The organism is Polaribacter sp. 11A2H (assembly GCF_011379025.1).
In the GTDB taxonomy this organism is placed as follows: Bacteria; Bacteroidota; Bacteroidia; order Flavobacteriales; family Flavobacteriaceae; genus Polaribacter.
Genome location: NZ_WTLD01000012.1, coordinates 50,131 through 76,520, shown reverse-complemented (window position 1 = coordinate 76,520; position 26,390 = coordinate 50,131). Strand labels below are relative to the sequence as shown.

24 protein-coding genes, 2 tRNA genes and 1 riboswitch are annotated in these 26,390 nt (G+C 31.3%); of the genes, 2 read left to right on the top strand and 24 right to left on the bottom strand.

Annotated features, from left to right (window positions below; all coding sequences use genetic code 11):
• Positions 1-12 precede the first annotated feature (12 nt).
• Positions 13-810 carry a glutamate racemase gene (gene murI / locus GQS58_RS14050; protein ID WP_166386993.1) on the top strand — a complete coding sequence of 266 codons (798 nt, stop codon included), beginning with the start codon at positions 13-15 and terminating at the stop codon, positions 808-810.
• Here murI and GQS58_RS14045 read toward each other — a convergent pair.
• The 11 genes from GQS58_RS14045 to GQS58_RS13995 all read right to left on the bottom strand — a co-directional run bounded on the left by GQS58_RS14045 (position 807) and on the right by GQS58_RS13995 (position 12,592).
• Positions 807-1,814: a type IX secretion system membrane protein PorP/SprF gene (locus GQS58_RS14045; protein ID WP_240914627.1), complete on the bottom strand. Its 1,008-nt coding sequence runs from the start codon at positions 1,812-1,814 to the stop codon at positions 807-809. The genes murI and GQS58_RS14045 overlap by 4 nt on opposite strands.
• Positions 1,815-1,943: 129 nt before the next feature.
• Positions 1,944-2,642: a sulfite exporter TauE/SafE family protein gene (locus tag GQS58_RS14040; RefSeq protein WP_166386991.1), complete on the bottom strand. Its 699-nt coding sequence runs from the start codon at positions 2,640-2,642 to the stop codon at positions 1,944-1,946.
• Positions 2,642-3,088 (bottom strand): FixH family protein, encoded by a 447-nt coding sequence (locus GQS58_RS14035; RefSeq protein WP_166386989.1) that lies wholly within the window; start codon positions 3,086-3,088, stop codon positions 2,642-2,644. The genes GQS58_RS14040 and GQS58_RS14035 overlap by 1 nt, the downstream gene beginning before the upstream one ends.
• Positions 3,089-3,096: 8 nt before the next feature.
• A complete protein-coding gene (gene ccoG, locus GQS58_RS14030; protein WP_166386987.1) occupies positions 3,097-4,518 on the bottom strand; it encodes a cytochrome c oxidase accessory protein CcoG in 1,422 nt (473 codons plus the stop codon).
• Between the two features lie 7 nt (positions 4,519-4,525).
• Positions 4,526-5,473, bottom strand: a complete 948-nt coding sequence (locus tag GQS58_RS14025) for a cbb3-type cytochrome c oxidase N-terminal domain-containing protein (RefSeq protein WP_166386985.1) — start codon at positions 5,471-5,473, stop codon at positions 4,526-4,528.
• Positions 5,474-5,485: 12 nt separating this feature from the next.
• A complete protein-coding gene (locus GQS58_RS17215; RefSeq protein ID WP_166386983.1) occupies positions 5,486-5,653 on the bottom strand; it encodes a CcoQ/FixQ family Cbb3-type cytochrome c oxidase assembly chaperone in 168 nt (55 codons plus the stop codon).
• Between the two features lie 5 nt (positions 5,654-5,658).
• Positions 5,659-7,854, bottom strand: a complete 2,196-nt coding sequence (ccoN, locus tag GQS58_RS14015; RefSeq protein WP_166386981.1) for a cytochrome-c oxidase, cbb3-type subunit I — start codon at positions 7,852-7,854, stop codon at positions 5,659-5,661.
• Between the two features lie 10 nt (positions 7,855-7,864).
• Positions 7,865-8,041, bottom strand: coding sequence for a cbb3-type cytochrome oxidase assembly protein CcoS (gene ccoS / locus GQS58_RS14010; protein WP_068450341.1), 177 nt, complete (start codon positions 8,039-8,041; stop codon positions 7,865-7,867).
• 92 nt (positions 8,042-8,133) lie between these two features.
• Positions 8,134-9,504, bottom strand: a complete 1,371-nt coding sequence (gene hemN / locus GQS58_RS14005; protein WP_166386979.1) for an oxygen-independent coproporphyrinogen III oxidase — start codon at positions 9,502-9,504, stop codon at positions 8,134-8,136.
• An 11-nt stretch (positions 9,505-9,515) separates the two neighbouring features.
• A complete protein-coding gene (gene deoD / locus GQS58_RS14000) occupies positions 9,516-10,214 on the bottom strand; it encodes a purine-nucleoside phosphorylase (protein WP_166386977.1) in 699 nt (232 codons plus the stop codon).
• A 2-nt stretch (positions 10,215-10,216) separates the two neighbouring features.
• On the bottom strand, positions 10,217-12,592 hold the full coding sequence (locus tag GQS58_RS13995; protein WP_166386975.1) for a heavy metal translocating P-type ATPase: 2,376 nt from the start codon (positions 12,590-12,592) through the stop codon (positions 10,217-10,219).
• A gap of 104 nt (positions 12,593-12,696) precedes the next feature.
• Here GQS58_RS13995 and GQS58_RS13990 point away from each other — a divergent pair, with 104 nt between their 5' ends.
• On the top strand, positions 12,697-13,383 hold the full coding sequence (locus tag GQS58_RS13990) for a Crp/Fnr family transcriptional regulator (protein ID WP_166386973.1): 687 nt from the start codon (positions 12,697-12,699) through the stop codon (positions 13,381-13,383).
• A 208-nt stretch (positions 13,384-13,591) separates the two neighbouring features.
• On the opposite strand, the gene GQS58_RS13985 is transcribed toward GQS58_RS13990, so the two are convergent.
• From GQS58_RS13985 to GQS58_RS13925, 13 genes are all read right to left on the bottom strand, one after another.
• A tRNA-Asp gene (locus tag GQS58_RS13985) sits at positions 13,592-13,665 on the bottom strand.
• A gap of 153 nt (positions 13,666-13,818) precedes the next feature.
• Positions 13,819-13,892 (bottom strand) — tRNA-Asp (locus tag GQS58_RS13980).
• Between the two features lie 66 nt (positions 13,893-13,958).
• Entirely contained in the window at positions 13,959-14,873 is a 915-nt protein-coding gene (locus GQS58_RS13975; RefSeq protein WP_166386971.1) for a DUF58 domain-containing protein, read from the bottom strand.
• 1 nt (position 14,874) lies between these two features.
• Entirely contained in the window at positions 14,875-17,433 is a 2,559-nt protein-coding gene (locus tag GQS58_RS13970; protein ID WP_166386969.1) for a M1 family metallopeptidase, read from the bottom strand.
• Between the two features lie 230 nt (positions 17,434-17,663).
• Complete coding sequence (gene trxA / locus GQS58_RS13965; RefSeq protein WP_166386967.1) at positions 17,664-17,981, bottom strand: thioredoxin; 318 nt, start codon at positions 17,979-17,981, stop codon at positions 17,664-17,666.
• Positions 17,982-18,256: 275 nt separating this feature from the next.
• Positions 18,257-19,213 carry a methylenetetrahydrofolate reductase [NAD(P)H] gene (metF, locus tag GQS58_RS13960; protein WP_166386965.1) on the bottom strand — a complete coding sequence of 319 codons (957 nt, stop codon included), beginning with the start codon at positions 19,211-19,213 and terminating at the stop codon, positions 18,257-18,259.
• Between the two features lie 432 nt (positions 19,214-19,645).
• A complete protein-coding gene (locus tag GQS58_RS13955; RefSeq protein WP_166386963.1) occupies positions 19,646-19,888 on the bottom strand; it encodes a hypothetical protein in 243 nt (80 codons plus the stop codon).
• Between the two features lie 156 nt (positions 19,889-20,044).
• The gene (metH, locus tag GQS58_RS13950; RefSeq protein WP_166386961.1) at positions 20,045-22,720 is read right to left on the bottom strand and encodes a methionine synthase; all 2,676 of its coding nucleotides are present in this window, start codon (positions 22,718-22,720) and stop codon (positions 20,045-20,047) included.
• Positions 22,720-23,001, bottom strand: a complete 282-nt coding sequence (locus GQS58_RS13945; RefSeq protein ID WP_166386959.1) for an antibiotic biosynthesis monooxygenase family protein — start codon at positions 22,999-23,001, stop codon at positions 22,720-22,722. Before GQS58_RS13945 ends, metH begins: the two co-directional genes overlap by 1 nt.
• 104 nt (positions 23,002-23,105) lie before the next feature.
• Positions 23,106-24,128 (bottom strand): homocysteine S-methyltransferase family protein, encoded by a 1,023-nt coding sequence (locus tag GQS58_RS13940; protein ID WP_166386957.1) that lies wholly within the window; start codon positions 24,126-24,128, stop codon positions 23,106-23,108.
• Positions 24,129-24,179: 51 nt separating this feature from the next.
• Positions 24,180-24,305, bottom strand: a riboswitch (SAM riboswitch).
• Positions 24,306-24,366: 61 nt separating this feature from the next.
• Positions 24,367-25,254, bottom strand: coding sequence for a cysteine synthase CysM (gene cysM, locus GQS58_RS13935; protein ID WP_166386955.1), 888 nt, complete (start codon positions 25,252-25,254; stop codon positions 24,367-24,369).
• 1 nt (position 25,255) lies between these two features.
• The gene (epsC, locus tag GQS58_RS13930) at positions 25,256-26,014 is read right to left on the bottom strand and encodes a serine O-acetyltransferase EpsC (RefSeq protein WP_166386953.1); all 759 of its coding nucleotides are present in this window, start codon (positions 26,012-26,014) and stop codon (positions 25,256-25,258) included.
• Positions 26,015-26,023: 9 nt separating this feature from the next.
• A complete protein-coding gene (locus tag GQS58_RS13925; protein WP_166386951.1) occupies positions 26,024-26,356 on the bottom strand; it encodes a 2Fe-2S iron-sulfur cluster-binding protein in 333 nt (110 codons plus the stop codon).
• Between the last annotated feature and the right edge of the window lie 34 nt (positions 26,357-26,390).

The window sequence follows — 26,390 nt, the reverse complement described above, 5'->3', positions numbered from 1 at the left end:
TTTTTACAGAACATGGTAAAAACTAATAAATTTCCTATTGGCATATTCGACTCTGGTGTAGGTGGTACTTCCATTTGGAAAGAAGTTAACGCACTTTTACCACAAGAGAATACTATTTATTTATCTGATAGTAAAAATGCTCCTTATGGTGAGAAAACCAAGCAAGAGATCATTGATTTATCAATAAAAAACACTGAGTTTTTATTAAAACAAAATTGTAAGATTATAATTGTAGCTTGTAATACAGCAACTACAAACGCCATAAAAATTTTAAGAGAAAAATACAACATTCCTTTTATAGGTATAGAACCAGCCATTAAAACTGCTGCTTTACAAACAAAAACATATACCATTGGTATACTTGCTACCAAAGGAACTTTAAATAGTGAATTGTTTGAAAAAACATCACACTCTATCAATCAAAAAATTATACGTAAAGAAATAATAGGAACAGGCTTAGTAGAGCTTATAGAAGATGGTAAACTACACTCTAAGGAAATGACTGCGTTATTGTCTACTTATATTAATCCTTTAATAGAAGAGAACGCAGATTGCTTAGTTTTAGGTTGCACACACTACCCCTACTTAATTCCACAGATACGAGAATTGGTTGGTAATAAAATACAAATTATAGATTCTGGACAAGCTGTAGCTAGACAGACCAAAATTATTTTAGAAAATCACTTGCTAATTAATAAGAGTAAAGAAAAAGGTACCTATCAATTTTTTATCAATAAAGAAAAAAAGGTGTTAGAAATATTAGTTTCTGATAAAAGCATCAGGACAATAGTTTCTAAAAAAGATTTTTAGAAACCGATAAATGAATTATTAATATTCGGCATACTACGCCAATTTTTATCTTTAGTCCATAAATTAATTCCTAAAGTTAATTGATGAAAGCCAGATTTTGTTAAGACTACATCACCTATTTGATTTGTATAGGTATATGAAAACATTACGTTTTTATAATTTAAACCAACTATTGGAGATATAAATTGCGAATTATTAACAGCATCAAAACTTCTTCTATAAGACAATGCTAACCACAATTGATAGTTATTAAGTGTTTTATATCCTTTTAAATTAAAATCTGCAATCTTCTGTCCAGTATTTTCTTTTACTTGAAGCATAAAAGAAGGCTCTAATTGAAAGTAATAATTTTCATCATAATAATAACCAGCAGAAAAAACGTAATTCCTTAAATTTAAAGGTTCTAAAATATTTAAATTATTCTTAGCTGTTAATAATAAATTCTTCACGGTAAAATAAGAAGAGAAACCTCCTCTATGGTAAGCAACACTAAAATCTGAATTATAATAACTACTACTTTCTATTGTTTGACTAAAAGTTGCATCTCCTGTAAAACTACTTTGATCTGATTGGTTTTGAACAAATGTAAAAGACAATCCAAAAGATAATTGCTCAAAATAATTACCATTATCATTTAAAGGTAAATGATATGCATACGTACCTTGTATTCCCTTTTGAGAATGATATCCATTTTTATCATTAAACAAAACCACACCAAAGGCTGCATTTGTTTCATCTCCAAATCTAGAATGGAAACTTATAGTTTGCAAAGCAGGAGCATCTGAGATGCCAAACCATTGCTGTCTTGCTGTAAAACGTAATTTACTAGAATTACCAATACCTGCAGCAGATGGATGTACTAAATACACATTATCTGATAAATAATCTTGATAAATTGGTAATGTTTCTTGGGCATAATTTTTAAAAGAAAAAAACATCACACACAATAAACAATATTTCACATAATTTAATTTCATTAAACCTAAAGTATTATAAGTTATCAAATATATTCTTTTTCTTATAGAAAACACTTTTCAAGTTAAATTTTTTACTCAATAAGTTATATATATTTCACTTAACATACTAAATTTATGATTAATACAGTAAAAATTAAAAGGAAAGTATAAAAATAACTAATGACAAGCATCATTAGCATTTATGATATCTAAAACAGGGGCTGGAGAAACATATGGAATACCCAAACCAAGCCCTCTTAAAATAAATAAAACTCCAATAAGTACAACGAAAACTGGTATTACTTTTTGAATTCTTTTTCTAAGAGTACCTTTTGTAAAATTACCTAAATAAACAACAGCCGTCATTAAAGGAATTGTACCCAAACCAAATAAAAACATATATAAGCTTCCTAAAAAAGGATTTGTTGTTGCTATAGCACCAAAAACAGCCATGTATACCAAACCACATGGTAAAAATCCATTTAAAAAACCGATGGTAAAAAAAGTATCATTTCTTTTCTTCTTCAACTCTTTTCCTAAGGCATTCTTTACTTTAAAAATGACTTTATTAATTCCCTTAGAAAAATTTACTTTAGAAAATAACTTAGGAAAAAGCACCATCAAAATCATGCTAATACCAACAATTATAGATAATTGTTGTTGAAATCCGAAGAAATAAAATCCTTTGCCCAAAAACCCAAATAATAAACCGATAAGACTATAACTAAATAATCGACCAAAATGATAACTTAAAATCTGTAGAAAACCTTTGGTCTTGTTTTGTCTATCTATTGGCAACATAAAAGCTATAGGACCACACATACCAACACAGTGGAAACTACCTAATAAGCCAAATAATAGTGCCGATAAAAACATTAATACAGTATTTCTCTTTTAATTAAGTAGTCTTTATCCTTATATTTGAAAGCTAAATTAATGTTCCAACGACCATCTAATAAACGTTTCTCAGGCACGAGCAAATATGTATTAGAGATTGAAATAGGTATTTCAAAATCTAATTGTTTATTAGACGGTCTATATAGGAACACTTTTCCTTTAATTTCATTTGGAGATAACTCTTTAGGGAATTCTATTTTTAAACCTTCTATTGTTCTTTGAATAGTTACTTTATCTTTAAATTCTATACCATTTTGTTCTGCATTAATTTCTCCCTGAAAATGAACTTCTTTTTGGTAATAATTTTCAGTAACTAAATCGTAGCTATAAGATTTATCTGTACTCATAGTAATAACCATGTATAAAATAAAACTCATAAAAGCTATTATTGCAATAGTAATACCTGTTCCCCAATTAATTTTCATAATGTTATTTATTTATAACTTCTAGGTCCTAAAAAGTTGGTTATGGTAGTTTCAATCAATTTATCACCGCTGTAAACACCTATTTCTAACTTAATTTTATCTTTTTTTAATGCTGATGAATTTATTTCTATAAATAAAGTTCCTTCTGCTAAACCTTGCTTCGGAATACTAAAATCTTGATTGGTTACTAATTTTATAGTTCCTTTTTGAGACAGTAATTTATAACTGACATCATTTATATCTTTGGTTGTTTTATTAATCACCTTAAAAGTATACACATTACTAATAATGTTATTTTCTTTATGCTGATATAATTGTCCTGGTAATCTTAAAATGGTTGCTTCCACATCATTTCTTAAAAATAGCATCCCTATTAAAACTCCTACTAATATAAATAAGACTGCAGAATACCCTTTAATTCTTGCATTTAGTTTAAAAGGTTTCTTTTTCTCTATATTTTCTTCACTTTCGTATCTGATTAAGCCTTTTGGCAACCCAACACTTTCCATCATGTGGTCACATTCATCAATACAAGCGGTACAATTTACACACTCTAATTGTGTACCGTTTCTAATATCTATCCCGGTAGGGCAAACAACAACACATTGTTTACAATCTATACAATCTCCTTTACCAATAGCCTCTCTATCTTCGTTTTTCTTAAACTTAGCTCTTCCTGCCTCACGTTCACCTCGTTTATGATCGTATGCTACGTTAATGGTTTTATTATCTAATAAAACACCTTGCAACCTACCATACGGACAAGCTATAATACAAACCTGTTCTCTAAACCAAGCAAAAATAAAATAGAAAACACATGTAAATATAGTTAACGAAATTAGCGTACTAGTATTATCAAAAGGACTGCCTGTTATGTAACTTATTAACGTATCTCCACCAATTAAATATGCTAGAAACACATTGGCAATAAGAAAAGAAATGACAAAGAAAATAAACCATTTTAAAAGTCTTTTTCTAATTTTCTCAGCGTTCCAAGCTTGTTTATCTAAACGTATTTGTTTTCCTCGATCTCCATCAATCCAATATTCTACTTTTCTAAAAACCATCTCTAAAAAAATAGTTTGCGGACAAATCCATCCACAGAAAATACGACCGAAAATAACTGTAAATAGAATGATAAACACAACACCTACAATCATTGAAATTACCAATAAGTAAAAGTCTTGTGGCCAAAAAGGAAATCCAAAAATATTAAACTTACGTTCTATAACATTAAACAGCAAAAACTGATTACCATTAATCTTTATAAAAGGAGCTGCTAAAAGAAAAGCTAATAAAAAGTAACTTACATAAGACCTGTATTTATAAAATTTACCACTAGGTTTTTTAGGAAAAACCCAAGAACGATTACCCGATTTATCAATTGTACCAATACTATCTCTAAATTGTTCGTTTTTAGGAGTTTCCATAACTTTACTAATTAATTTGTGCTATTACTTCTATTTCTGTAGAAGCCTCTGTTTCTTCTTTGTTCTCTTCTGGTTCTTGCAGAACCTCTACCCCTTCTTCTACCCATTTATCACCTTGAGCTGCTTTAGGATTTGCAGGTGAAGTACCTTGTAAAGAAATTACATAACTAGCCACTTTAGCAATATCATCTGCTTTTAATGTTTTATTCCAAGCAATCATCCCTTTACCATCTCTACCTCCATTAGAAATAGTACTAAAAACATTTTTAATACCACCTCCTAAAATCCAGAATTCATCGGTTAAATTTGGTCCAATAGCACCACCTCCATCTGCAATATGACAAGATGCACAGTTTAATTTAAAAACGGCTTTACCTCTACCTAAATCTTTAGCATCAGTTAATAAAGTAACATTTTCTGCTGTTATAAAATCTGTTGCAGGTGCAGTAGATTTATATTCTTTTAGAGCTGCTTTAGCTTCTGCAACGGCTTTATCATATTCTACAATTTGATTATCGCCATCTAAAACCTCAAATCTAACTAAATATACAATTGCAAAAACTATAGATGCATAAAACATATACACCCACCAAGGTGGTAATGTATTGTCTAACTCTTGAATTCCATCATAGTTATGCTCTAAGATTATTTCTTGCTCATTATCAATATCTTTAGACTTTGTCCAAGTTTGTAATAGTTTTTTAACCCAAGCATTACTTTCTTCAGGAACAATACCTAATTTTTCATTTTTTAATTCTGTTGCTTTAGCTATGGCAATTACATTTACCATTTCCTTTAAAACAACTACTAAAACGAAACCAATTAGAGCAATCCAAACTAATGGATTCTCATAAATATCAAACGGGTTTTCGTACACCATAAACGACTTTGCAAGCGCTAAAAACGTAGCAATTACAAAGATTATATAGATTGTAGATTGAAAATATTTTTTCATTTTTTCTAGTTTTTAATTATCTAACGGTAAATGACTTACCTTATTTATATATTCTTTTTTTGCTGTAAAGACCCATAAAAATAAGACTACAAAAAAAGTAAAGAATATGATTAATGATATCATAGGATAAATCTCTATGCCGGTAATACTCTCTAGATGTCCTTTTATAAATTTAAACATGTGGCTTATTTTTTAGCGGTTTTCTGTTCATCTTTTACTTTTATATCAGTTCCTAAACGTTGTATGTATGCTATTACCGCTACAATTTCTCTGTTTCTCATTTCAATAAAAGCCTCTCCATTTTCTTCTGCATATTTTTTATCAGCTTCATAATTTTTTGCGAAATCTGGATCTGCATATAAGTTTTGCTCAATCTCAGTTCCCTGATCTAACATGTGCTGTTGTGCATTTGCTATTTCTTCTTCTGAATAAGGAACCCCTAAAGTAACCATCACTTCCATTTTAGATTCAATATTAGATTTATCTAGCTCATCTGTAATTAACCATTTATAAGAAGGCATAATAGAACCTGGAGAAGTACTTTGTGGATCATACATATGGTTTAAGTGCCAGCTATCTGAATATTTACCACCAATTCTATGTAAATCTGGTCCTGTACGTTTAGATCCCCATAAAAATGGATGATCATATACAAATTCACCTGCCTTAGAATATTCACCATAACGTTCTACTTCACTTCTAAAAGGTCTTATCATTTGAGAGTGACAACCAACACAGCCTTCTCTAATATAAATATCTCGTCCTTCTAACTCTAATGGTGTATAAGGTTTTACACTACTAATTGTAGGGATATTAGATTTTACTAATAAGGTAGGAATAATTTGAACAGCTCCTCCAATTAAAATAGCAATCGTTGCATAAATAGTTAATTTAATAGGTTTTCTTTCAATCCAAGTGTGCCATCCCTCTCCTTTAGTTCTGTGTTTAGGCACCACTGTTAAAGCAGCTGCTTCTGCTAACTCATCTTCTACTTTACTACCAGCTCTTACTGTTAAAATAACATTGTAAAGCATTACAAATGCACCAATAATATACATACTACCACCAATAGCACGCATCCAATACATTGGTATAATTTCACTTACTGTTTCTAAAAAGTTACCATAAGTTAAAGATCCATCAGGATTAAACTGTTTCCACATAGAAGCTTGTACAAAACCTGCTACATACAATGGTAACGTGTATAAGATAATCCCTAAAGTACCAATCCAAAAGTGCACGTTTGCTAAAGCAACAGAATATAATTTTGTTTTAAAAATTCTTGGTACCATCCAGTATAACATACCAAAAGTAAAGAAACCATTCCATGCTAATGCACCAACGTGAACGTGGGCAATAATCCAATCACTATAATGTGCAATTGCATTTACATTTTTTAAAGATAACATTGGCCCCTCAAAAGTTGCCATACCATAACCGGTAATTGCAACAACCATAAATTTTAAAACAGGATCTGTTCTTACTTTATCCCAAGCGCCTCTTAATGTTAACAAACCGTTTATCATACCACCCCAAGAAGGAGCTAATAACATTATAGAAAATGCAACTCCTAAATTCTGAGCCCATTCTGGTAATGAAGTATATAATAAATGGTGAGGTCCTGCCCAGATATAAATAAATATTAAAGACCAAAAGTGTACAATAGACAATCTATAAGAATACACAGGTCTGTTGGCTGCTTTTGGTACAAAGTAATACATTAACCCTAAAAAAGGTGTGGTTAAGAAAAATGCTACAGCATTATGTCCGTACCACCATTGTACTAAGGCATCTTGAACCCCTGCATACACAGAATATGATTTTAAAAAGGTAACAGGTAAAGCCAAACTATTAAAGATATGTAATACAGCAACCGTTACAAATGTTGCTAAATAAAACCAGATAGCTACATATAAATGACGTTGTCTTCTTTGTAAAATAGTCCAAATCATGTTTACACCAAACACAACCCAAACCACAGCAATAGCAATATCTATTGGCCATTCTAACTCTGCATATTCTTTAGATGATGAGTAGCCTAAAGGTAATGTAATGGCTGCTGCAACTATAATTGCTTGCCAACCCCAGAAGTTAAAATTACTTAAAAAGTTACTAGCCATTCTTGCTTTTAACAAACGTTGAAGCGAATAATAAACACCTGCAAAAATTGCATTCCCTACAAAGGCAAAAATTACGGCATTGGTATGTAATGGTCTTAAACGCCCAAAACTTAGCCATGAAATCCCCTCTGTTAGCCCAGGGAACAAAAACATGTAAGCAAGCAATAAGCCCACTGTAAACCCTACTACACCCCAAAATAGGGTGGCATAGATAAATTTCTTTACGATCTTATTATCGTAATAAAATTGCTGCATTTCCATAATTTAATGTTTAGTCTTTAGTTGATTTTTCTTTTTTATCTTTTACTAATTCATCATCAAATAACATGCGCACAGATGGAGTATAAGAATCGTCAAATTGCCCAGTTTTTACTGAATAAATAAATGCGATAAAAAATAAGATTGCTACTAGTATACTAATAGTTAGTAGTAGGTATATTACGCTCATATCTTGCCTGATAATTGATTTGTCAAAAATAGTATTGGTCCGTTTCTTAAAACATGACAAATATCATGTTTAGTAAATATCTTAATTTTTTGTTAAATAGTCATAGAAAATAACTGTGTTTTTGGCTTATTTTTTAAAAGATGCAAATCAAATGCCATACAAATGTTTCGTACATAAGGTCTTGCCTCTTCTGGTATTGATAAAGATTTTGATTTTACATCAATTTTAACCAATCCGTCTTGCTCCATTTCGCTTAACAATGCTAAATGTTCTTCAATATTATTGATGTTCATTGTTTTGTCTTCCCACGAAGTGGAAAAATGACACATAATATTTAAGATATGTTTTCTAATAACTCTATCTTCTTCAGATAAAAGGTGTCCTCTAAAAATTGGAATCTCTCCTTCGTTTACAATTTTCTGATATTCTTTTACTGTCTTTACATTTTGCGCAAATGCATACCAAGAATCGGAAATTGCAGACATTCCTAAACCAATCATTAGCTTTGTTTTATTGGCAGTATAGCCCATAAAATTCCTGTGCAATGTTTTGTTGATGGTGGCTTTATACAAACTATCGGTCTTTAGTGCAAAATGATCCATACCAATTTCTACATACCCTAACTCTGCAAAAAGTTCTTTCCCTATTTCATATAAGGCTCTTTTTTCATCATCTTTGGGTAAATCATCTTCATTAAAACCTCTTTGCCCAACACCTTTTACCCAAGGTACGTGTGCGTAACTATAAAATGAAATTCTGTCTGGTTGTAATTCTTTTGTTTTGTTAATGCTATAAATAACGTTTTCTTTGGTTTGGTGTGGTAATCCAAAAATTAAATCGTGACTGACAGAAGTATACCCAATTTCTCGAGACCATCTAGTCACCTGCTCTACAGCTTCAAAAGGCTGGACTCTATGAATTGCTTTTTGTACTTTTTCATTATAATCCTGCACACCAAAACTTACTCTTGTATAGCCTTCATCAAACAGCGTTTGTAATTGTTCTTTGGTAGTATTATTAGGATGTCCTTCAAAACTAAACTCTGCTTCTGGATGTTTTTTTGCAATTTCGAAAATGCCATCCATTAAATATTTTAGGTTTTCTTTTGAGAAAAAAGTTGGAGTTCCACCTCCTAAATGCAATTCTTTTACAACCGGAACTTCATCTACCAAAGCCACATATAATTTCCATTCTTTTAAAACGGTATCTATATATTCATCTTCTACTTCATGACGTTTTGTAATGTGTTTATGACACGCACAAAACGTACACAAACTTTCACAAAAAGGTAAATGAATGTAAATACTTATTCCTTCGGATGCATTACTTTCTTTAAAAGAGGTTTGAAAAGACTGTATCCAATCTTGTTTATCTATTCCTGCTTTGTTCCAATAAGGCACAGTTGGATAACTGGTATATCTTGGTCCTGGAATGTTATATTTTTGTACTAGTGATTTTTTCATTTTAAATATTTTTAAGTAAGCTCTAAAGCAATTTCTATCATTTCCTTAAAGGTTTGTTCTCTCTCCTCTGCGGTAGTTCTTTCTTTGGTAACCAAACTATCAGAAATAGTTAAAATAGACAATGCGTTTACATTGTGTTTTGCTGCTACCGTGTATAAACCAGCAGTTTCCATTTCTACACATAAAACACCATAATCTGCCCATTTTTTATAACTATCAAATTCATCTGCATAAAATTCATCTGAACTTAAAACCCCTCCAGCATTTACAGTTATATTTTTTTCTTTTGCAACTTCTACTGCTTTCTGAAATAATTTAAAGCTCGCAGTTGGTGCATAATCTGCTCCGTTAAAACGAATGGTATTTAAACCCGAATTGGTAGAAGCTGACATTGCCAAAACAATATCTCTTATTTTTACATCTTTCTGATAAGAGCCTGCAGAACCAACTCTAATTAGGTTTTTTACACCATATTCTGTAATTAATTCTGTAGCATAAATTAGGGTAGATGGTATGCCCATTCCTGTTCCTTGCACAGATATTTCTTTACCGTTATAAGTGCCTGTAAAACCCAACATACCTCTCACATCATTGTATTGCTTAACATCTTTCAAAAAAGTATCTGCAATCCATTTGGCTCTCATAGGATCTCCAGGCAACAAAACTGTTTCTGCTATTTCTCCTTTTTTTGCTTCGATATGAACACTCATAATTATTTTATTTTGTTTCCGATTAAATTGGTAGAGATTGTTGTAAAAACCACAATACTGATAGAACTTAAAGGCATTAAAATCGCTGCCATTACAGGTATTAATTGTCCCGTTACAGCAAAATACAATCCTATTACATTATAACATAGAGACAGTATAAAACTGTATTTAATAACTTTAATCGCTTTTTTAGAAGCCAATATATAGGCTCCTATTTTATTAAATTTTGATGCATCTAAAATTCCGTCACAAGCTGGAGAAAACACATTAATATTTTCTGACAACGCAATACCAACATCACTTTTTGCCAAAGCACCTGCATCATTTAAACCATCTCCAATCATCATTACTTTTTGATGTTTTTGCTGAAGATCTGCAACGACTTCTAATTTATCTTCTGGTTTTTGGTTAAATAATAAATGGGTGCCTTCTGGTAGATTATCTTCTAAATAAACTCTTTCACCTTCATTATCACCAGAAACAACTGATAATTGATATGCTACTTTTAAAGAAGTAAATAAGTCTTTTACACCTTCTCTATAAGAATTTTTAAAGACAAACTTCCCTTTATAAACCTCATTAAAACTAACATATACAGCGGTATCTAAAGCAGAGATATCTGTATTATCATTAACAAAAGAAGAAGAACCTAACTTTAATTTTACATCTTTACAACTTACTTCAATACCTTTTCCTACAATTTCTTTAAAATTAGAAATAGCAAGTACCTCTACCTCTCCTAAACTATCATACAAAGTTCTACTTAACGGATGATTAGAAGCTCTTAAAGAACTTTTTAAAATACTTTTCTCTTGATTATTTAACTGAATACCATCATAAGAAATCGTATTTTCTTTATGTGTGGTTAATGTACCTGTTTTATCAAAAATAATAGAATCTATGGCTGCCAACTGCTCTACAACAGTTGCATTTTTTAAATAAAATTTTTCCTTCCCAAAAATGCGTAACATATTACCTAAGGCAAATGGAGCTGCTAAAGCAATTGCACAAGGACACGCTATAATTAAAACAGCAGTAAATACGTTTAAAGCTTTACTAGCATCAAAAAATAACCAAAATGTGGTTGATAACAAAGCAACCGATAATACTATGATGGTAAAATTCTTACTAATTTTATCTGTAATTGTCTTAAAATGAGATTGATTATCTTTGTTAAACACATCATTGCTCCATAATTGCGTTAAGTAACTTTGAGAAACAGAGGCTAAAACTTCCATTTCTATGATTCCTGAAAGTTGTTTACCACCAGCAAATAATTTATCGCCAGATTTTTTAGAAACAGGCTCCGCTTCTCCGGTAACAAAACTATAATCAATATCTGCAGTTCCATTGATAAGAATACCATCCGTAGGAATTAATTCTTGGTTTCTAATAAGTAATCTATCTCCTTTTACAATATCATAAATAGCCACATTTTCTTCTTTTCCTTTAGATGTTATGCGGGTAACAGCAATAGGAAAATAAGATTTATAATCTCGTTCAAAAGACAGGAAGTTGTATGTTTTCTGCTGAAAGAACTTTCCTAATAAAAGGAAGAAAACCAACCCTGTTAAACTGTCGAAAAAACCAGTTCCTAAATCGAAAATAATCTCTACAGTACTCCTAATAAATAGCACTAAAATACCCAGAGCTATAGGAACATCAATATTTAAAATTTTAGATCGTAACCCTTTGAAAGCAGAAATAAAATAACCTTGTCCTGCATAAAAAACAACTGGTAAAGAAAAAGCAAACATTAACCACCTAAAGAGCGTTTTATATTTCTCAATCCAAAAACCATCTACTTCAAAATATTCCGGAAAAGACAAAAACATAACGTTTCCGAATGCAAAACCCGCAATCCCTAATTTATAAATTAGACTTCTGTCTACAGCTTTTTTTCCACCTTCATAATCATCTAAACTAATGTAGGGTTCATAACCAATAGAACTTAATAAAAGTACAATTTCTTTTAAAGATGTTTTATCTGAATTAAATGTAACTCTTACTTTTTTCTTTCGAAAATCTACTTGAGATGTAGAAATTTTAGGATTTAATTTATTTAAATTTTCCAACACCCAAATACAAGAACTACAGTGAATATGCGGAATATAAAGCGTCGCTATTTGTGTATTACCATCATTAAAGTCTAATAACTTTTCAGCGATTTCTATATTCTCTAAAAAGTCGTATTTCCCTTTAATTTCGGTAGGAATTGCCCCTGGATTGTCTTGAAAATTGTAATAACAAGTTAAATCATTTTCAGAAAAAATTTCATAAACAGTCTTACAACCATTGCAACAGAAACTCTTTTCATCGAACTTAATTAAATTATCATCACAAGAATCACCACAGTGATAACATTGTGTAGATTTCATATTTACTCTTTTGCCTTTTGCAAATTTACAATAAGAATCATGCTTTAGAACATGATATATATCACATTTTTAATATCTTTGACTCTCAAATACCATTAGTCATTATGAGTAAATGCGAGCAATGTATTATTCGTCAATTTAATTCCTTACAACACTTAACTAAAGAAGAACTGGTTAAGATATCTAACTGCAAAACATCTAAAGTTATAAAAAAGGGAGAGGCTATTTTTGAAGAAGGAGAGCGATTAAAAGGTGTTTTCTGCATTAAAGATGGTGTTTGTAAGGTTTCTAAAATGAGTGAAAATGGTAGAAATCAAATTATTAGTTTGGTAACCAAAGGTGATTTATTAGGAGAAAGAAGTTTAATCTCTGACGAAGTATCTAACCTTAAAGCAGTTGCTTTAAACGACATGGAAGTCTGTTTTATTCCTAAAGAAGAAATTTTAAAGGATTTATCTAAAAACCCAAACTTTACAATGAATGTGCTTAAAGACATGGCTCAAACCTTAAAGCAAGCTGATAATGTTATTGTAGATATGGCTCAAAAAACAGTAAAGCAACGTTTGGCTGAAACACTTTTAAATCTACATAAAAAGTTTGGTACAAATGCAGACGGATCTATAAATATTCACCTTTCTAGAGAAGATATTGCCAACATTATAGGAACAGCAACAGAGTCTGCTATTCGCTTATTATCTGAATTAAAAAAGAAGAAAATTATTGAGTTTAAAGGAAAGGATATTTCAATATTAAATAGTATTGAATTAGACAAAATTGCTCAAGGATTCTAAAACAAAAATACTTTATTATCATATTTTAAAAAGGTGCATTCAACAATGCGCCTTTTTTCGTTTTTACAGCAAGCTGATGGAATGAAAATAAATAATTGAGCCATAGATTAACATTACCTCAATAGCTTTTAAAAACACCGCAAACAACTATAGCGATACAGAAACTTATAAACACAAAAAAAGCACCTCATAAATGAAGTGCTTTTCGCGGTCTGGACGGGACTCGAACCCGCGACCCCCTGCGTGACAGGCAGGTATTCTAACCAACTGAACTACCAGACCGTTGCTTTAAGCGGTTGCAAATATACAATCTATTTTTACATACGCAACAAAAAAATGAAATAATTTTAAAATAATTTCATTTTATATAATTTTAATGCTTTTCAACTAAAATTTAGACACAAAAAAAGCACTTCATAAATGAAGTGCTTTTTGCGGTCTGGACGGGACTCGAACCCGCGACCCCCTGCGTGACAGGCAGGTATTCTAACCAACTGAACTACCAGACCGTTGCTTTAAGCGGTTGCAAATATACAATGTATTTCTAGATACACAAGCATAAAATTAAAAAAAGTTTATATTTTTTTTCTACTAATTAAATATGCCGTTAAAACTGCATTGTATCCTTTACATATATCTACAGGGATATAATCAATTTTATATTGTAAACATTTATTTTTCAATTCTTTAAAATAATCGCCAACTAATGCAGTGTACTTTTCTCTAATATTTTCTGCGTATATATTAATTTCTTCTCCAGTTTCAACATCTACAAACTTTTTAGGATTATTGTCAAAATTGAAGTTAAATTCTGTTTCTCCATCATAAGTATGAAACAAAATAACCTCATGTTTATTAAATTTAAGATGTTTTAAAGCTTCAAAAAGTGTTTCATTATCTTTATTCGGTTGAAACATGTCTGTAAAAACAAAAATTAATGAACGCCTGTGTATTTTCTCTGCAATTTCATGTAAGTATTTATAGGTCTCTGTAGAAGATTTAGATTCTGAAACCAATAATTGCTCTAATTGATGCAACAACATCTTTCTGTGCCGATCGCTCCCCTTTTCTGGAGCATAATATTCATAACTATCGCCATAAATACTTAAACCAACTGCATCTCTTTGTCTTTTTAGTATTTCCATTAATGACGCCGAGGCAACTGCAGAAAATCCAACTTTGTTTAAATTCTCTACCGTTTGCTTTTTTACAATAGGATAATGCATAGAAGCAGAATTATCTATGATAATATGGCACCTTAAATTGGTTTCTTCTTCATATTTTTTAGTGTACAACTTCTCTGTCTTTGCAAAAAGCTTCCAATCTATATGACGCGTACTTTCTCCTTTATTGTATAATTTATGCTCAGAAAACTCTACAGAAAACCCGTGAAATGGACTTTTATGAATTCCGGTAATAAAACCTTCTACCACTTGTTTTGCTAACAGATCTAGGTTTTTTATTTCTGATTTCACTTCAGATAAATCCATATTATTTTTTAATATTTTGAGCTCTTGTTAAATTATCTGTAGTCTGCAATAACTTCTTTAATAAGATAGCATTGTAATCTGGATGCTCTTCTAAAAATTGACCTAACACAACTCTTGCTTCTTTAGAAGAATATTGGCCAATAGAACTCGCTAACCATCCTTTAGGAAAAAAGATATCACCTGTTAATTGAACTTCTTCTAATGTTTCTAAAACAGATTTTAAATGTTTTGCTGATGCTTTTTGTCTTAACGGGTGGTGTATATTACTCAGAGCAGTTTCTACCCAAGGTTCTTTTTCCCTATTCTCTGTTTGTAAAAGCAACTTCATAAAGTGATCTCTTACATTTTCATCATCAGAAAGAGATGGCATCAACCAATTAAAACGCTCTAACCTATCTTCATTGGTTATTTTAACTAGTTGTTGCTTTAAAATATCTAATGATTTAGAATGCTTAAAAATCACCAACTTCATCGCCAAAGAAGTAAAATCATCTTCATTTAAAAGAAGATTCTTAATACGCTTATTTTCTTTCCAAATTTGGTATAAATGATCTTTACCGACTTCAGAAATTGCAATTGATTGATACAATTTAAACAAAGTCTTCTTAATATTTTTAGGCAACTCTTTTTCTAATAGTTTATAAATCTGATTCTCTGTTGTCTTCTGAATATTATTTTGCTGTCCTTCAGTTAAGAAAGTCCAAAAAATTGTCTGTATTCTTCCGGACAAATAACTTGTTATCAATTCATTTTCTTCCACTTGAATCGCATTCAAATAAATTTGATAGGTTTCTAACGGGCTAACTTCTCCTATTAGCATGTTTTCATATAAATTAATGTATTGAGAACCTCTAGAAACCTCATCTGTTATATTTTGATATCTATCTATTTCCTTATTATAAATAGGAAAAACTCCATAACCAAACCCGTTTATATTGTACAAAACTTGTCCGGGTTTAAAATCTTTTGTAGCCGAAGTAATATTAAAAGATTTCCCCATATTCTTTAGGTTGATAATTTTCTCATACCCTCTTTTATCGATCAATTTAATTTTAAAAGATTGTGTCCAAATTTTATTAGAACCATCTTCTGCTTTTTGATGGATTACAAACTTAGTTACATTACCTTTTTCATTTAACTCAACTTCTTCATAAAATACAGGTCTACCAGGTGAATTTACCCAAACATCACTCCATTTTTTTATGTTTCCTGGTGATTTATTATCTAAAATAGCAACCAACTCGTTCCAGTCTGCATTAGAGTTCTCATACTTTTTTATGTATTCTTGAATTCCTTCTTTAAAAGTCTCTTCACCTAATAATGCTTCTAACTGACGCATCATAATTGGCGCTTTGTTGTAAATAATTCTTCCGTATAAAGAGCCCGCATCTTTTAAGTTGCCTAAATACTGTCTAATTGCATTTGTTCCCTTTGTTCTGTCTTCAGAATAAGCACTTGGGTAATGAGACATCATAAAATTAAGATTATGATTTACTTCTGGAAAAACAGGATTCATAATTTTATCTGCCATAAAATTAGCAAACACCTCTTTCATCCAAACATCATTAAACCATTTCATGGTAACCAAATCTCCAAACCACATATGCGATGTTTCATGGGCAATTAATTTTGCCCTTCTTAATTTAGCATTTAACGTAGCATTCTTATCTAAAAATAAAGCCGATTGTCTGTATTGTATAGCACCAATATGTTCCATTCCTCCATACTGAAAAGGCGGAATGGCAGCAAAATCCATTTTTTGAAACGGGAATTTAACTTGTGTATATTCTTCTAAAAAGTCAATCGATTTCTGATGAATGTTAAACACCTCATCTACACTTTCACTTATCTTTTGTTTATTATTTTCTCGGTACAAAAAACGCATATCAAACGCTCCTGGGTTTTGAGTTTCTTCTGTAAATTTACCTGCTACAAAAGAGAATAAATACGTACTCATTAAATCTGAAGTTGCAAAAGTATGCTCTATAAAACCATCTATTTCTAAACTACTTTCTTCAAAACCACCTGACAAGACTTTCCAATCTTTTGGCGCTGTAATCCTTAAATTGTAGTTGGCTTTTATATCTGGCTGATCAAAACAAGGAAACAACGTACTTGCTCTATCCGGAACTAATAAGGTATATAAAAACTCTTCATTTCTGTTGAGTGATTTTTCTCCTGCTTCAAATAATATTTCTATTGAGTTTTCACCTAAACTCAATCGTTTCTTATCAATAATAACGTGTTCTTTCTGATGATTTATTATCGATATTTCTCCGTTTACTTTTATAGATTTCAACTTAGAAACATCCTCGTTAAAATCAAGAAAAACATTATTTTTTAAATCATTGATAGTAAAATTAACTATTAATTTAGATGCTATCTTCTTTTCTTTTTCCTTCGGAATTTTAAAATGTACATTATAAACAACATCAGCAATTTGTTGTTTTCTGTATTTGGCTAACTCAAAAGAAATTCCCTTTTCTAGTTTTAATTGATTCTCTTGTTTATCACAAGAAATAAAAAAAAATATACATAAAACGTAAATATAAAATCTCATTCAAATTCTTTTTTTAAATTATAATCGTAAACCAATTTCGATAAAAACCAGAGAAACAATTTCAATAATATCTTAAAATATTATAATAAGATCCCGCTAAAAAGCGGGATTAGTTCAACTTACAATTTTGACTTCATAGCTTCGCTATGTATCAAAATTGAGTTTCACTAAAATAAAAAAAGGTTTGACGTTAGCCAAACCTTTTTAATATTATAAAAGATGAATACTACTTATATAGCTGCATCGATTTTACCTGTATACACATTTTTAGGTGCAACACCTACTTGCTTGTCTACAACTTCTCCGTTTTTAAAGATTAAAACAGTTGGTATGTTACGCACTCCGTATTTTGCTGCAAATTCTTGGTTAGCATCAACATCTACTTTACCTACAATGGCTTTTCCTTCATACTCAGTATAAATTTCATCAACAATTGGCCCTACCATTCTACATGGTCCACACCAAGCTGCCCAAAAATCTACTAATACTGGTTTGTCAGATTTTAATACTAATTCGTCAAAGTTTGCGTCTGTAATTTCTAATGCCATTTTTATATTTTTAAATTATTATTTTAGTTTCGAACTACAAAAGTAATCATTTTATTTACTTCGTAGTTTTCTAAAAAATTACTTTTTCTTATTTGTCTATCAATACTAGTTATCCTTACAATAAAAAAATAGCCATAAACTTCAGATAAATTCAGTATACCTATTTTTAATAGCAGCTATATTTTTTGCTTTAAAAAACAACTCCCACATTAAACTTCACCAAATTAAAAATAAGAATTCCTGTTTTTTTTTAATGCTTACCCGTAAATTATTGCCTAAAATAACTTTGATGCAATTGCATGTATATTATCACTTTTACCCATAGAATAATAATGTAAAAACGGCACACCTGCTTCTTTTAACTCTTTAGATTGCTGAATAGCAAACTCAATACCTACTTGTCTTACAGCCTTATTATCTTTACAACCCTCTACAGCATCTATTAAATCTTCTGGTAAATCTATTTTAAAAACTTGAGGCAATATTTGTAAATGTCTTTTTACTGCAAGCGGCTTAATTCCTGGAATAATTGGTATTGTAATACCTATTTCTCTTGCTTTTTTAACAAACTCGAAATATTTATTATTATCAAAAAACATTTGCGTTACCACATAATCTGCACCCGCATCTACCTTTTGTTTTAAACGTTTTAAATCTGTGTTTAAAGACGGAGATTCCATATGTTTTTCTGGATATCCTGCAACACCTACACAAAAATCATAATTATGCTCTACTATAATATCGTCATGTAAATATTTTCCTTTATTTAAATCAGATATTTGTTGTACCAAATCGCTTGCAAAGGCATTACCTCCTTCGGTTGCCTTAAAATAAGACTCATCTTTTCTAGCATCTCCTCTTAAAGCAACCACATTATCCAACCCTAAATAATGACAATCTACCAAAACATATTCTGTTTCTTCTTTGGTGAAACCTCCACACAATAAATGCGGAATTGCATCTACCTTATATTTATGCATAATAGACGCACAAATACCTACCGTCCCTGGGCGCATTCTAGTAATTCTCTTATCTAAAAGTCCGTTTCCTTTGTCTACATAAACATATTCTTCTCTAGAAGTTGTTACATCTATAAAAGGTGGATTAAATTCCATTAAAGGATCTATATTGTTATATAAATCTTGAATATTTTTTCCTTTTTGTGGCGGAATTACCTCAAAAGAAAATAATGTTTTTCCGTTTGCTTTTTTAATGTGATCTGTAACTTTCATTAGCCTCCCTTAATCCCTCCGAAGGAGGAAAACTGTTGCGGGTTATTTTGTATTAATATTTATTTTATCTTTTGGCGTTACCACAAGGGTGGCGCTTGTAATTTATCTTGAGCTGAGCCGAAAGACTATATCTTTTTGCCGAAAAAGCAAAAAGGATAGAGCCTGTCTTGAGCATAGTCGAAAGGTTTCAAGCGCTAACGCAAAACTTACTCTTGCGTTAAAATAGCGCTGTTAATAATTCTTTTTTCTGAATACTTTCTACCTTTTAACGTTTGGCTAAAGCCAATATTCTATTCATTAATTTTAACACAGGCTAAAGCCTGTGCCAATTCTACAGTAAAAAACAAATCTTTGCTTTATCTAAATTTATTTTTACCAACACTCTTTCTAACCTATTAGATTCCATCTGAGTGTTCCTTCCCTTCGGGAAAGTTAGGATGGGCTCTTTAGCTGCTTTTTTACATCTTCGAAATCTTCTTTGTATTCCCAATAAATCCATCTTCCATCTACATAATCAGTCAAAATATATTTTTCGCTTAAAGATTTAATTCTAGAAACTGCAATTAACTTCTTTCCAAACTTCTCTGCAGCAATTGGAGTCATTTTCTCCTTATTGTTTTTATCAAAACCATGAGAAATAACATAACTTCCTAAATGTAATTCTATAAATTCCATATATACTCATTTTGTAAGATTAATCCTGGAAGGGTTTAAAACCTTTTTCTTACCTATTATAAAACTCTTCTTTTAGACCCTTCAGGTTTTAAAAACCTGAAGGGTCTCACAATAGTATAATCCTTTCCTTCCTTTTGTAAAAGTTCAGGTGAACTTTTATTCTTCAGCAAGTGTTGGATGCAACCATTTTCTAGCTTTCTCCTTTGTAATTCCTTTTCTTGTTGAATAATCTGTTACTTGATCATCGGTAATTTTACCCAGACCAAAATACTTAGATTCTTTGTTTGCAAAATAATAACCAGATACTGCTGCAGCTGGCCACATTGCCATACTTTCTGTTAAAGTAACACCTATATTTTCTTCCACTTTAAGCAATTCCCAAATGGTTTCTTTTTCTAAATGATCTGGACATGCAGGATATCCTGGTGCAGGACGTATCCCTTTGTAACTTTCTTTTATTAGATCATCGTTTGTTAAACCTTCATCTGTATCAGAACCCCAATGTCTAGTTCTAACTTGTTTATGCAAGTATTCTGCCATTGCTTCTGCAAAACGGTCTGCAATTGCTTGTGCCATAATTGCATTGTAATCGTCTTCTTTTGCCTTATAACTTTCTGCTAATTCTTGTGCTCCAAAAATACCTACACAAAATGATCCTATATAATCTGTTCTACCAGTTTCTTTTGGTGCAATAAAATCTGATAACGCATGATTCGGAATTCCTTCTCTCTTTTTTAATTGCTGACGTAAAGTTCTAAAAATAAATTCTTCTCCTCCTTTTTTCTTTACAGCAATATCATCATCATTTATAGTATTTGCCTCAAACAAACCAAAAACAGCTTTTGGTTTTAACAATTGTTTCGCAATAATTTCTTTAATCATTGCCTGAGCTTCATCATACATAATAGTAGCTTGCTCACCAACAACCTCATCCTTTAAAATAGCTGGAAACTTACCATGTAAATCCCAACTTCTAAAAAACGGACTCCAATCTATAAAAGGTAATAATTCTTTTAAACTTAATTGTTCTAAAGTCTGAATACCTAATTCATTAGGTTTTACAATCTCAGACGTTTTCCAATCTATTTTATATTTACGCTTACGTGCTTCCTTTAATGAAATGTATGATTTTTCTTTCCCTCGTTTTAAAAACTTGGTTCTAAATTCATCATAATCTTTTTTCATTTTGGCAACGTACTCATGTGATGTTTTCTTATTTAATAAATCACCTACAACAGTTACTGCTCTAGAAGCATCATTTACATGCACAACCGCATTTTTATATTGTGTATCAATCTTAACAGCAGTATGCGCTTTAGAGGTTGTTGCACCACCAATTAACAATGGCAATACAAAATTCTGACGTTGCATTTCTTTTGCCAAATACACCATTTCATCTAACGACGGTGTAATTAAACCAGACAAACCAATAGCATCTACACGCTCGCTAATAGCCATTTCAATAATTTTTTCTGGCGGAACCATTACGCCTAAATCTACAATTTCGTAATTATTACATGCTAAAACAACACTCACAATATTTTTACCAATATCATGCACGTCCCCTTTTACAGTTGCCATTAATATTTTACCAACAGGCTCTTGCTTGTCTCCTTTTTCGGCTTCAATAAAGGGATTTAAGTAACCAACTGCTTTTTTCATTACACGAGCAGATTTTACTACTTGCGGTAAAAACATTTTTCCTGCTCCAAATAAATCTCCAACCACATTCATACCAATCATTAAATGACCTTCAATCACTTCAATTGGTGAGGTTGCTTCTTGTCTTGCTGTTTCTATATCTTCAATAATAAAAGCATCTATTCCTTTTACCAAAGCATGTGTAATTCTATCTTGTAAAGGGTTTTCTCTCCAAGATAAATCTACCGTTTTTTCTACTTTAGAACCTTTTACAGTATCAGCAAAATCTAATAAACGTTCCGTTGCATCTTCTCTTCTATCTAGAATCACATCTTCTACGCGCTCTAATAAATCTTTCGGAATATTGTCATATACTTCTAAAAGTGCAGGGTTTACAATTCCCATATTCATACCTGCCTGAATAGCATAATATAAAAATACAGAATGCATAGCTTCTCTAACTCCGTCATTTCCCCTAAAAGAAAACGACACATTACTTACACCTCCACTAACACTTGCGTTGGTTAAGTTTTCTCTTACCCAACGTGTAGCTTCAATAAAATCGATGGCATTTCTTCTGTGCTCATCCATTCCTGTAGCAACAGGAAATATATTTAAATCGAAAATTATATCTTCACTAGGAAAACCAACTTCATCTACTAAAATATCATACGATTTTTTAGCAATTTCTATTCTACGGTCATAGTTGTCTGCTTGTCCTTCTGCATCAAAAGCCATGACAATTACAGCAGCACCATATCGTTTTATTTGTTTTGCTTCCCAAATAAATTTTTCTTTTCCTTCTTTAAGTGAAATTGAGTTTACAACGCATTTTCCTTGAACAACTTGTAAACCTGCTTCTATGATTTCCCATTTAGAGCTATCAATCATAATTGGCACTCTACAAATATCTGGTTCTGCAGCAATTAAATTTAAGAAACGAACCATGGCTTGTTTCCCGTCAATTAAACCGTCATCAAAATTAATATCTATAATTTGTGCTCCTCCATCTACTTGGTGTCTAGCAATATCTAAAGCTTCATCAAATTGCTCGTTTTTTATCAATCTTAAAAACTTACGAGAACCCGCAACATTTGTACGTTCTCCAACATTTATAAAATTGCTGTTTTCGTTTAGAATTAAAGGTTCTAAACCAGACAATCTCATATATTTAGTTTGTTTTATTTTCATTATTTATAATGTTCTACTGTTGGAAAAGGTTCATAAAAATGATGTAATAATTCTTTCCATTGTTGATATTCATCAGACTTTCTAAATCCAATTTCATGGTCTTCTAGAGTTTCCCAATTCACTAATAAGATATATTTATCTTCTTCTTCAATACATTTCTTTAATTGATGAGAGTTATATCCTTTCATAGAAGAAATAATCTTTTCTGCCTTCTTAAAATGATTTTCAAAAGCATCTGAAAGACCTTTTTTAATATTTAATGTAGCAACTTCTAGTATCATTATTCCTTCTAACTTATAACGAAATTTCTGACTCTACAGAAATAATCGATTTTTTTATTATGATAATACTTTACTGGTTTTAAAAGCTTGTAAAGTCTATTAATTTATACAGTTTTTTCTATTCTACTTGGAATAACTACAAAATTTCTTGGCTTATATTTTCCCGAAATCCTTGCTATCTCTCTAATATGCTCAGGTGATGTTCCACAACATCCACCGATAATATTGATTAAATCTTTCTTTAAATATTCTTCTATCTGCTCGCCCATTTCTTCTGCAGTTTCGTCGTACTCACCAAAAGCATTTGGCAATCCTGCATTTGGATGGGCAGAAATAGCAAAGTCCGTTTTGTTTGCAATAGCCTGTAAATGAGGTTGTAATAAATTGGCTCCTAAGGCACAATTAAACCCTACAGATAATAAAGGAATGTGAGATACAGAAATTAAAAAAGCTTCTGCAGTTTGCCCAGATAAAGTTCTACCTGAAGCATCTGTAATGGTACCACTTAACATAATTGGAACATCAATACTACGCTCGTCTTTTACTTCTTCAATAGCAAATAATGCTGCTTTGGCATTTAGAGTATCAAACACCGTTTCTACTAACAATAAGTCCGCACCACCATCTAATAAAGCTTCTACTTGTTGTTTATAGGCAATTCTTAATTCATCAAAAGTAACTGCTCTATAACCCGGATCATTTACATCTGGAGACATACTTGCAGTTCTGTTTGTTGGGCCAATAGAACCTGCTACAAAACGAGGTTTGTGTGGTTCTTTTGCTGTAAACTCATTTGCAACTTCTTTAGCAATTTTTGCAGATTGATAATTTAGTTCGTACACTAAATTTTCCATCTGATAATCTGCCATTGCAATAGTAGTTCCAGAAAAAGTATTGGTTTCTATAATATCTGCACCAGCTTCAAAATATTTACCATGAATGGTTTTTATTGCTTCTGGTTGCGTTATTGACAACAAGTCATTATTACCTTGTAAAGGTGATGGATAGTCTTTAAAACGTTCTCCCCTAAAATCTTCTTCCGTGAATTTATAGGCTTGTAGCATAGTACCCATAGCACCATCTAAAACCAAAATTCTTTCTTGTAAAGCTTTGTATATATTTGACATTCCTGAAAATTAATTTTTGTGTTATCAGGAAAAGAAGAATTGATACTTTTTCCGTTATCTCTCTGAAAGGTTCTGAACCTAGTTCAGAAAGAATCAGTAGAAATTAGCACCTTCTTTAAAGATAAAGGGTTGCCAAGGCTTCCTCGGGTCTAATCCCTCAACCTTTCTTGATAACAATATTTAATAAATGAACTAAATTACGTTACAAAGTAACGAACTTTTTTCTTGTTTTAATAATTTATTCGTAGATATCTGATGATAAGTAACGATCTCCTCTATCACAAATAATAGCAACAATAACACCTTTATCTATTGATTTTGCTACTTTTAACGCGGTAGCAACAGATCCTCCACTACTCATTCCTGCAAAAATGCCTTCTTCTTTTGCCAAACGAACCGTCATTTCTTTTGCCTCTTCTTCACTTACTTCAAATATTTGATCTATTTTTTTAGGTTTAAAAATAGCGGGCATATATTCTTCAGACCATTTTCTAATTCCAGGTATTTTAGCTCCTTCTGTTGGCTGCGCTCCAATAATGGTAATATTTTCGTTTTGTGATTTTAAATAATCAGAAACGCCAGTAATGGTACCTGTAGTTCCCATGGCAGAAACAAAATGAGTAACTTCTCCTTCTGTATCTCTCCAAATTTCTGGTCCTGTTGTATTAAAATGTGCTTTCGGATTGTCAAAATTATCAAACTGATTTAAACGAAAGTATCCTTTTTTATATTTTAACTTTAAAGCATAATCAATTGCTCCTTCAATACCTTTATCTGCAGGAGTTAAAATTACTTTTGCTCCGTATGCGCGCATTGTTTTAACACGTTCTATGGTAGAGTTTTCTGGCATTGTAAGCACCATATTTACACCTAAAACTTTTGCCATTAAAGCCAATGCAATACCCGTGTTTCCACTTGTTGCTTCTACTAAAGTATCACCTTTCTTTATGTTTTTTCTTTTAATTGCTTCAGAAATCATATAGTAGGCTGCTCTATCTTTTACACTTCCTCCTGGATTATTTCCTTCTAGTTTTAATAATAAAGTAACACCTTCTTTCTTTAAGATATTTTGCACTTCTACAAGTGGTGTATTTCCAACAAAATCTATGATACTCTTGGTTTTCATTCTAATTTCTTTTTTGAAAAATATTATTTTCTGATTGTACTGTTACCACCGAATTTTCTGGAACGGATTCCATAATACAAACATTGGCTCCAATTACAGAGTTTTTTCCTATTACAACATCTCCTCCTAAAATAGTAGCGTTTGCATAAATAACAACACCACTCTCTATAGTGGGATGCCTTTTTGTTGATGCTAAACTTTTCTTTACCTGAATTCCTCCTAAAGTTACTCCCTGAAAAATCTGTACATTATCTTTTATAATAGCAGATTCTCCTATTACAGTTCCTGTTCCGTGATCTATATGAAAAGAAGCTCCTATTTGTGCTCCTGGATGAATCTCTGTACCAGTTTTGCTGTGTGCAAACTCACTCATTATTCTTGGAAAAACAGGGATTCCTAAATTTAATAATTGGTGACTTAAGCGATACACTGCAATGGCATAAAACCCTGGATATGCTAAATAAATTTCTTCTAAACTTTTAGCAGCAGGATCATTTTTTTCTGCAGCAGCAGCATCTAAATCTAATTTTTGACGAATAGTAACAAAAGAATTTTCAAAATCATTCCACAAATTCTCTCCGTTTTCAACGGATAATCTTTCTAGAATTTTTAAAAATTTTAATCTTGTTTCTTGGCCACTTTCAGACAAATGGAGTTCATCAAACAAGTTATTAATTAACTGTTTAGTAAAAACTTCTACCGCATCTCTTAAACACATGCTGTAGTTTTTAAACGTAACTATTTGTGCTGTTTCTTTCATTATAGCCTTTTACATTTCTGGTGCTAAAGTAACCTCTAACCCTTCCATTGCTGGGGTCATTTGTATCTGACAGCCCAATCTACTATTGTCTTCTACATTAAATGCTTCTGCTAACATAGCATCTTCATCATCTGACATTTCTGGTAATTCGGTATCTGAATTTACATAACACTGACAAGAAGCACACATGGCCATACCGCCACAAATACCTATGGTACCTTCTTCTGCTAATTCGTAAGAACGAACAACCTCCATAAGGTTCATTGCCATGTCTGTAGGTGCTACAATTTCATGCATTACACCATTTCTATCAGTTATTTTTATATTTATATCTACGCTCATTTTACATTTTTTACCAAAGTCAAAAGTAATAAAT

Bases quoted from the DNA above. Each gene is read 5' to 3' on its own strand.
- ccoG (WP_166386987.1), bottom strand. From the start codon at position 4,518: ATGGAAACTCCTAAAAACGAACAATTTAGAGATAGTATTGGTACAATT.
- GQS58_RS13940 (WP_166386957.1), bottom strand. From the start codon at position 24,128: ATGTCAAATATATACAAAGCTTTACAAGAAAGAATTTTGGTTTTAGAT.
- GQS58_RS13990 (WP_166386973.1), top strand. From the start codon at position 12,697: ATGAGTAAATGCGAGCAATGTATTATTCGTCAATTTAATTCCTTACAA.
- metH (WP_166386961.1), bottom strand. From the start codon at position 22,720: ATGAAAATAAAACAAACTAAATATATGAGATTGTCTGGTTTAGAACCT.
- GQS58_RS14035 (WP_166386989.1), bottom strand. From the start codon at position 3,088: ATGAAAATTAATTGGGGAACAGGTATTACTATTGCAATAATAGCTTTT.
- GQS58_RS14025 (WP_166386985.1), bottom strand. From the start codon at position 5,473: ATGAAAAAATATTTTCAATCTACAATCTATATAATCTTTGTAATTGCT.
- epsC (WP_166386953.1), bottom strand. From the start codon at position 26,014: ATGAAAGAAACAGCACAAATAGTTACGTTTAAAAACTACAGCATGTGT.
- ccoN (WP_166386981.1), bottom strand. From the start codon at position 7,854: ATGGAAATGCAGCAATTTTATTACGATAATAAGATCGTAAAGAAATTT.
- hemN (WP_166386979.1), bottom strand. From the start codon at position 9,504: ATGAAAAAATCACTAGTACAAAAATATAACATTCCAGGACCAAGATAT.
- ccoS (WP_068450341.1), bottom strand. From the start codon at position 8,041: ATGAGCGTAATATACCTACTACTAACTATTAGTATACTAGTAGCAATC.
- GQS58_RS13955 (WP_166386963.1), bottom strand. From the start codon at position 19,888: ATGGAATTTATAGAATTACATTTAGGAAGTTATGTTATTTCTCATGGT.
- GQS58_RS13945 (WP_166386959.1), bottom strand. From the start codon at position 23,001: ATGATACTAGAAGTTGCTACATTAAATATTAAAAAAGGTCTTTCAGAT.
- deoD (WP_166386977.1), bottom strand. From the start codon at position 10,214: ATGAGTGTTCATATCGAAGCAAAAAAAGGAGAAATAGCAGAAACAGTT.
- GQS58_RS13995 (WP_166386975.1), bottom strand. From the start codon at position 12,592: ATGAAATCTACACAATGTTATCACTGTGGTGATTCTTGTGATGATAAT.
- GQS58_RS14040 (WP_166386991.1), bottom strand. From the start codon at position 2,642: ATGTTTTTATCGGCACTATTATTTGGCTTATTAGGTAGTTTCCACTGT.
- cysM (WP_166386955.1), bottom strand. From the start codon at position 25,254: ATGAAAACCAAGAGTATCATAGATTTTGTTGGAAATACACCACTTGTA.
- GQS58_RS13970 (WP_166386969.1), bottom strand. From the start codon at position 17,433: ATGAGATTTTATATTTACGTTTTATGTATATTTTTTTTTATTTCTTGT.
- trxA (WP_166386967.1), bottom strand. From the start codon at position 17,981: ATGGCATTAGAAATTACAGACGCAAACTTTGACGAATTAGTATTAAAA.
- murI (WP_166386993.1), top strand. From the start codon at position 13: ATGGTAAAAACTAATAAATTTCCTATTGGCATATTCGACTCTGGTGTA.
- GQS58_RS17215 (WP_166386983.1), bottom strand. From the start codon at position 5,653: ATGTTTAAATTTATAAAAGGACATCTAGAGAGTATTACCGGCATAGAG.
- metF (WP_166386965.1), bottom strand. From the start codon at position 19,213: ATGAAAGTTACAGATCACATTAAAAAAGCAAACGGAAAAACATTATTT.
- GQS58_RS13925 (WP_166386951.1), bottom strand. From the start codon at position 26,356: ATGAGCGTAGATATAAATATAAAAATAACTGATAGAAATGGTGTAATG.
- GQS58_RS13975 (WP_166386971.1), bottom strand. From the start codon at position 14,873: ATGGATTTATCTGAAGTGAAATCAGAAATAAAAAACCTAGATCTGTTA.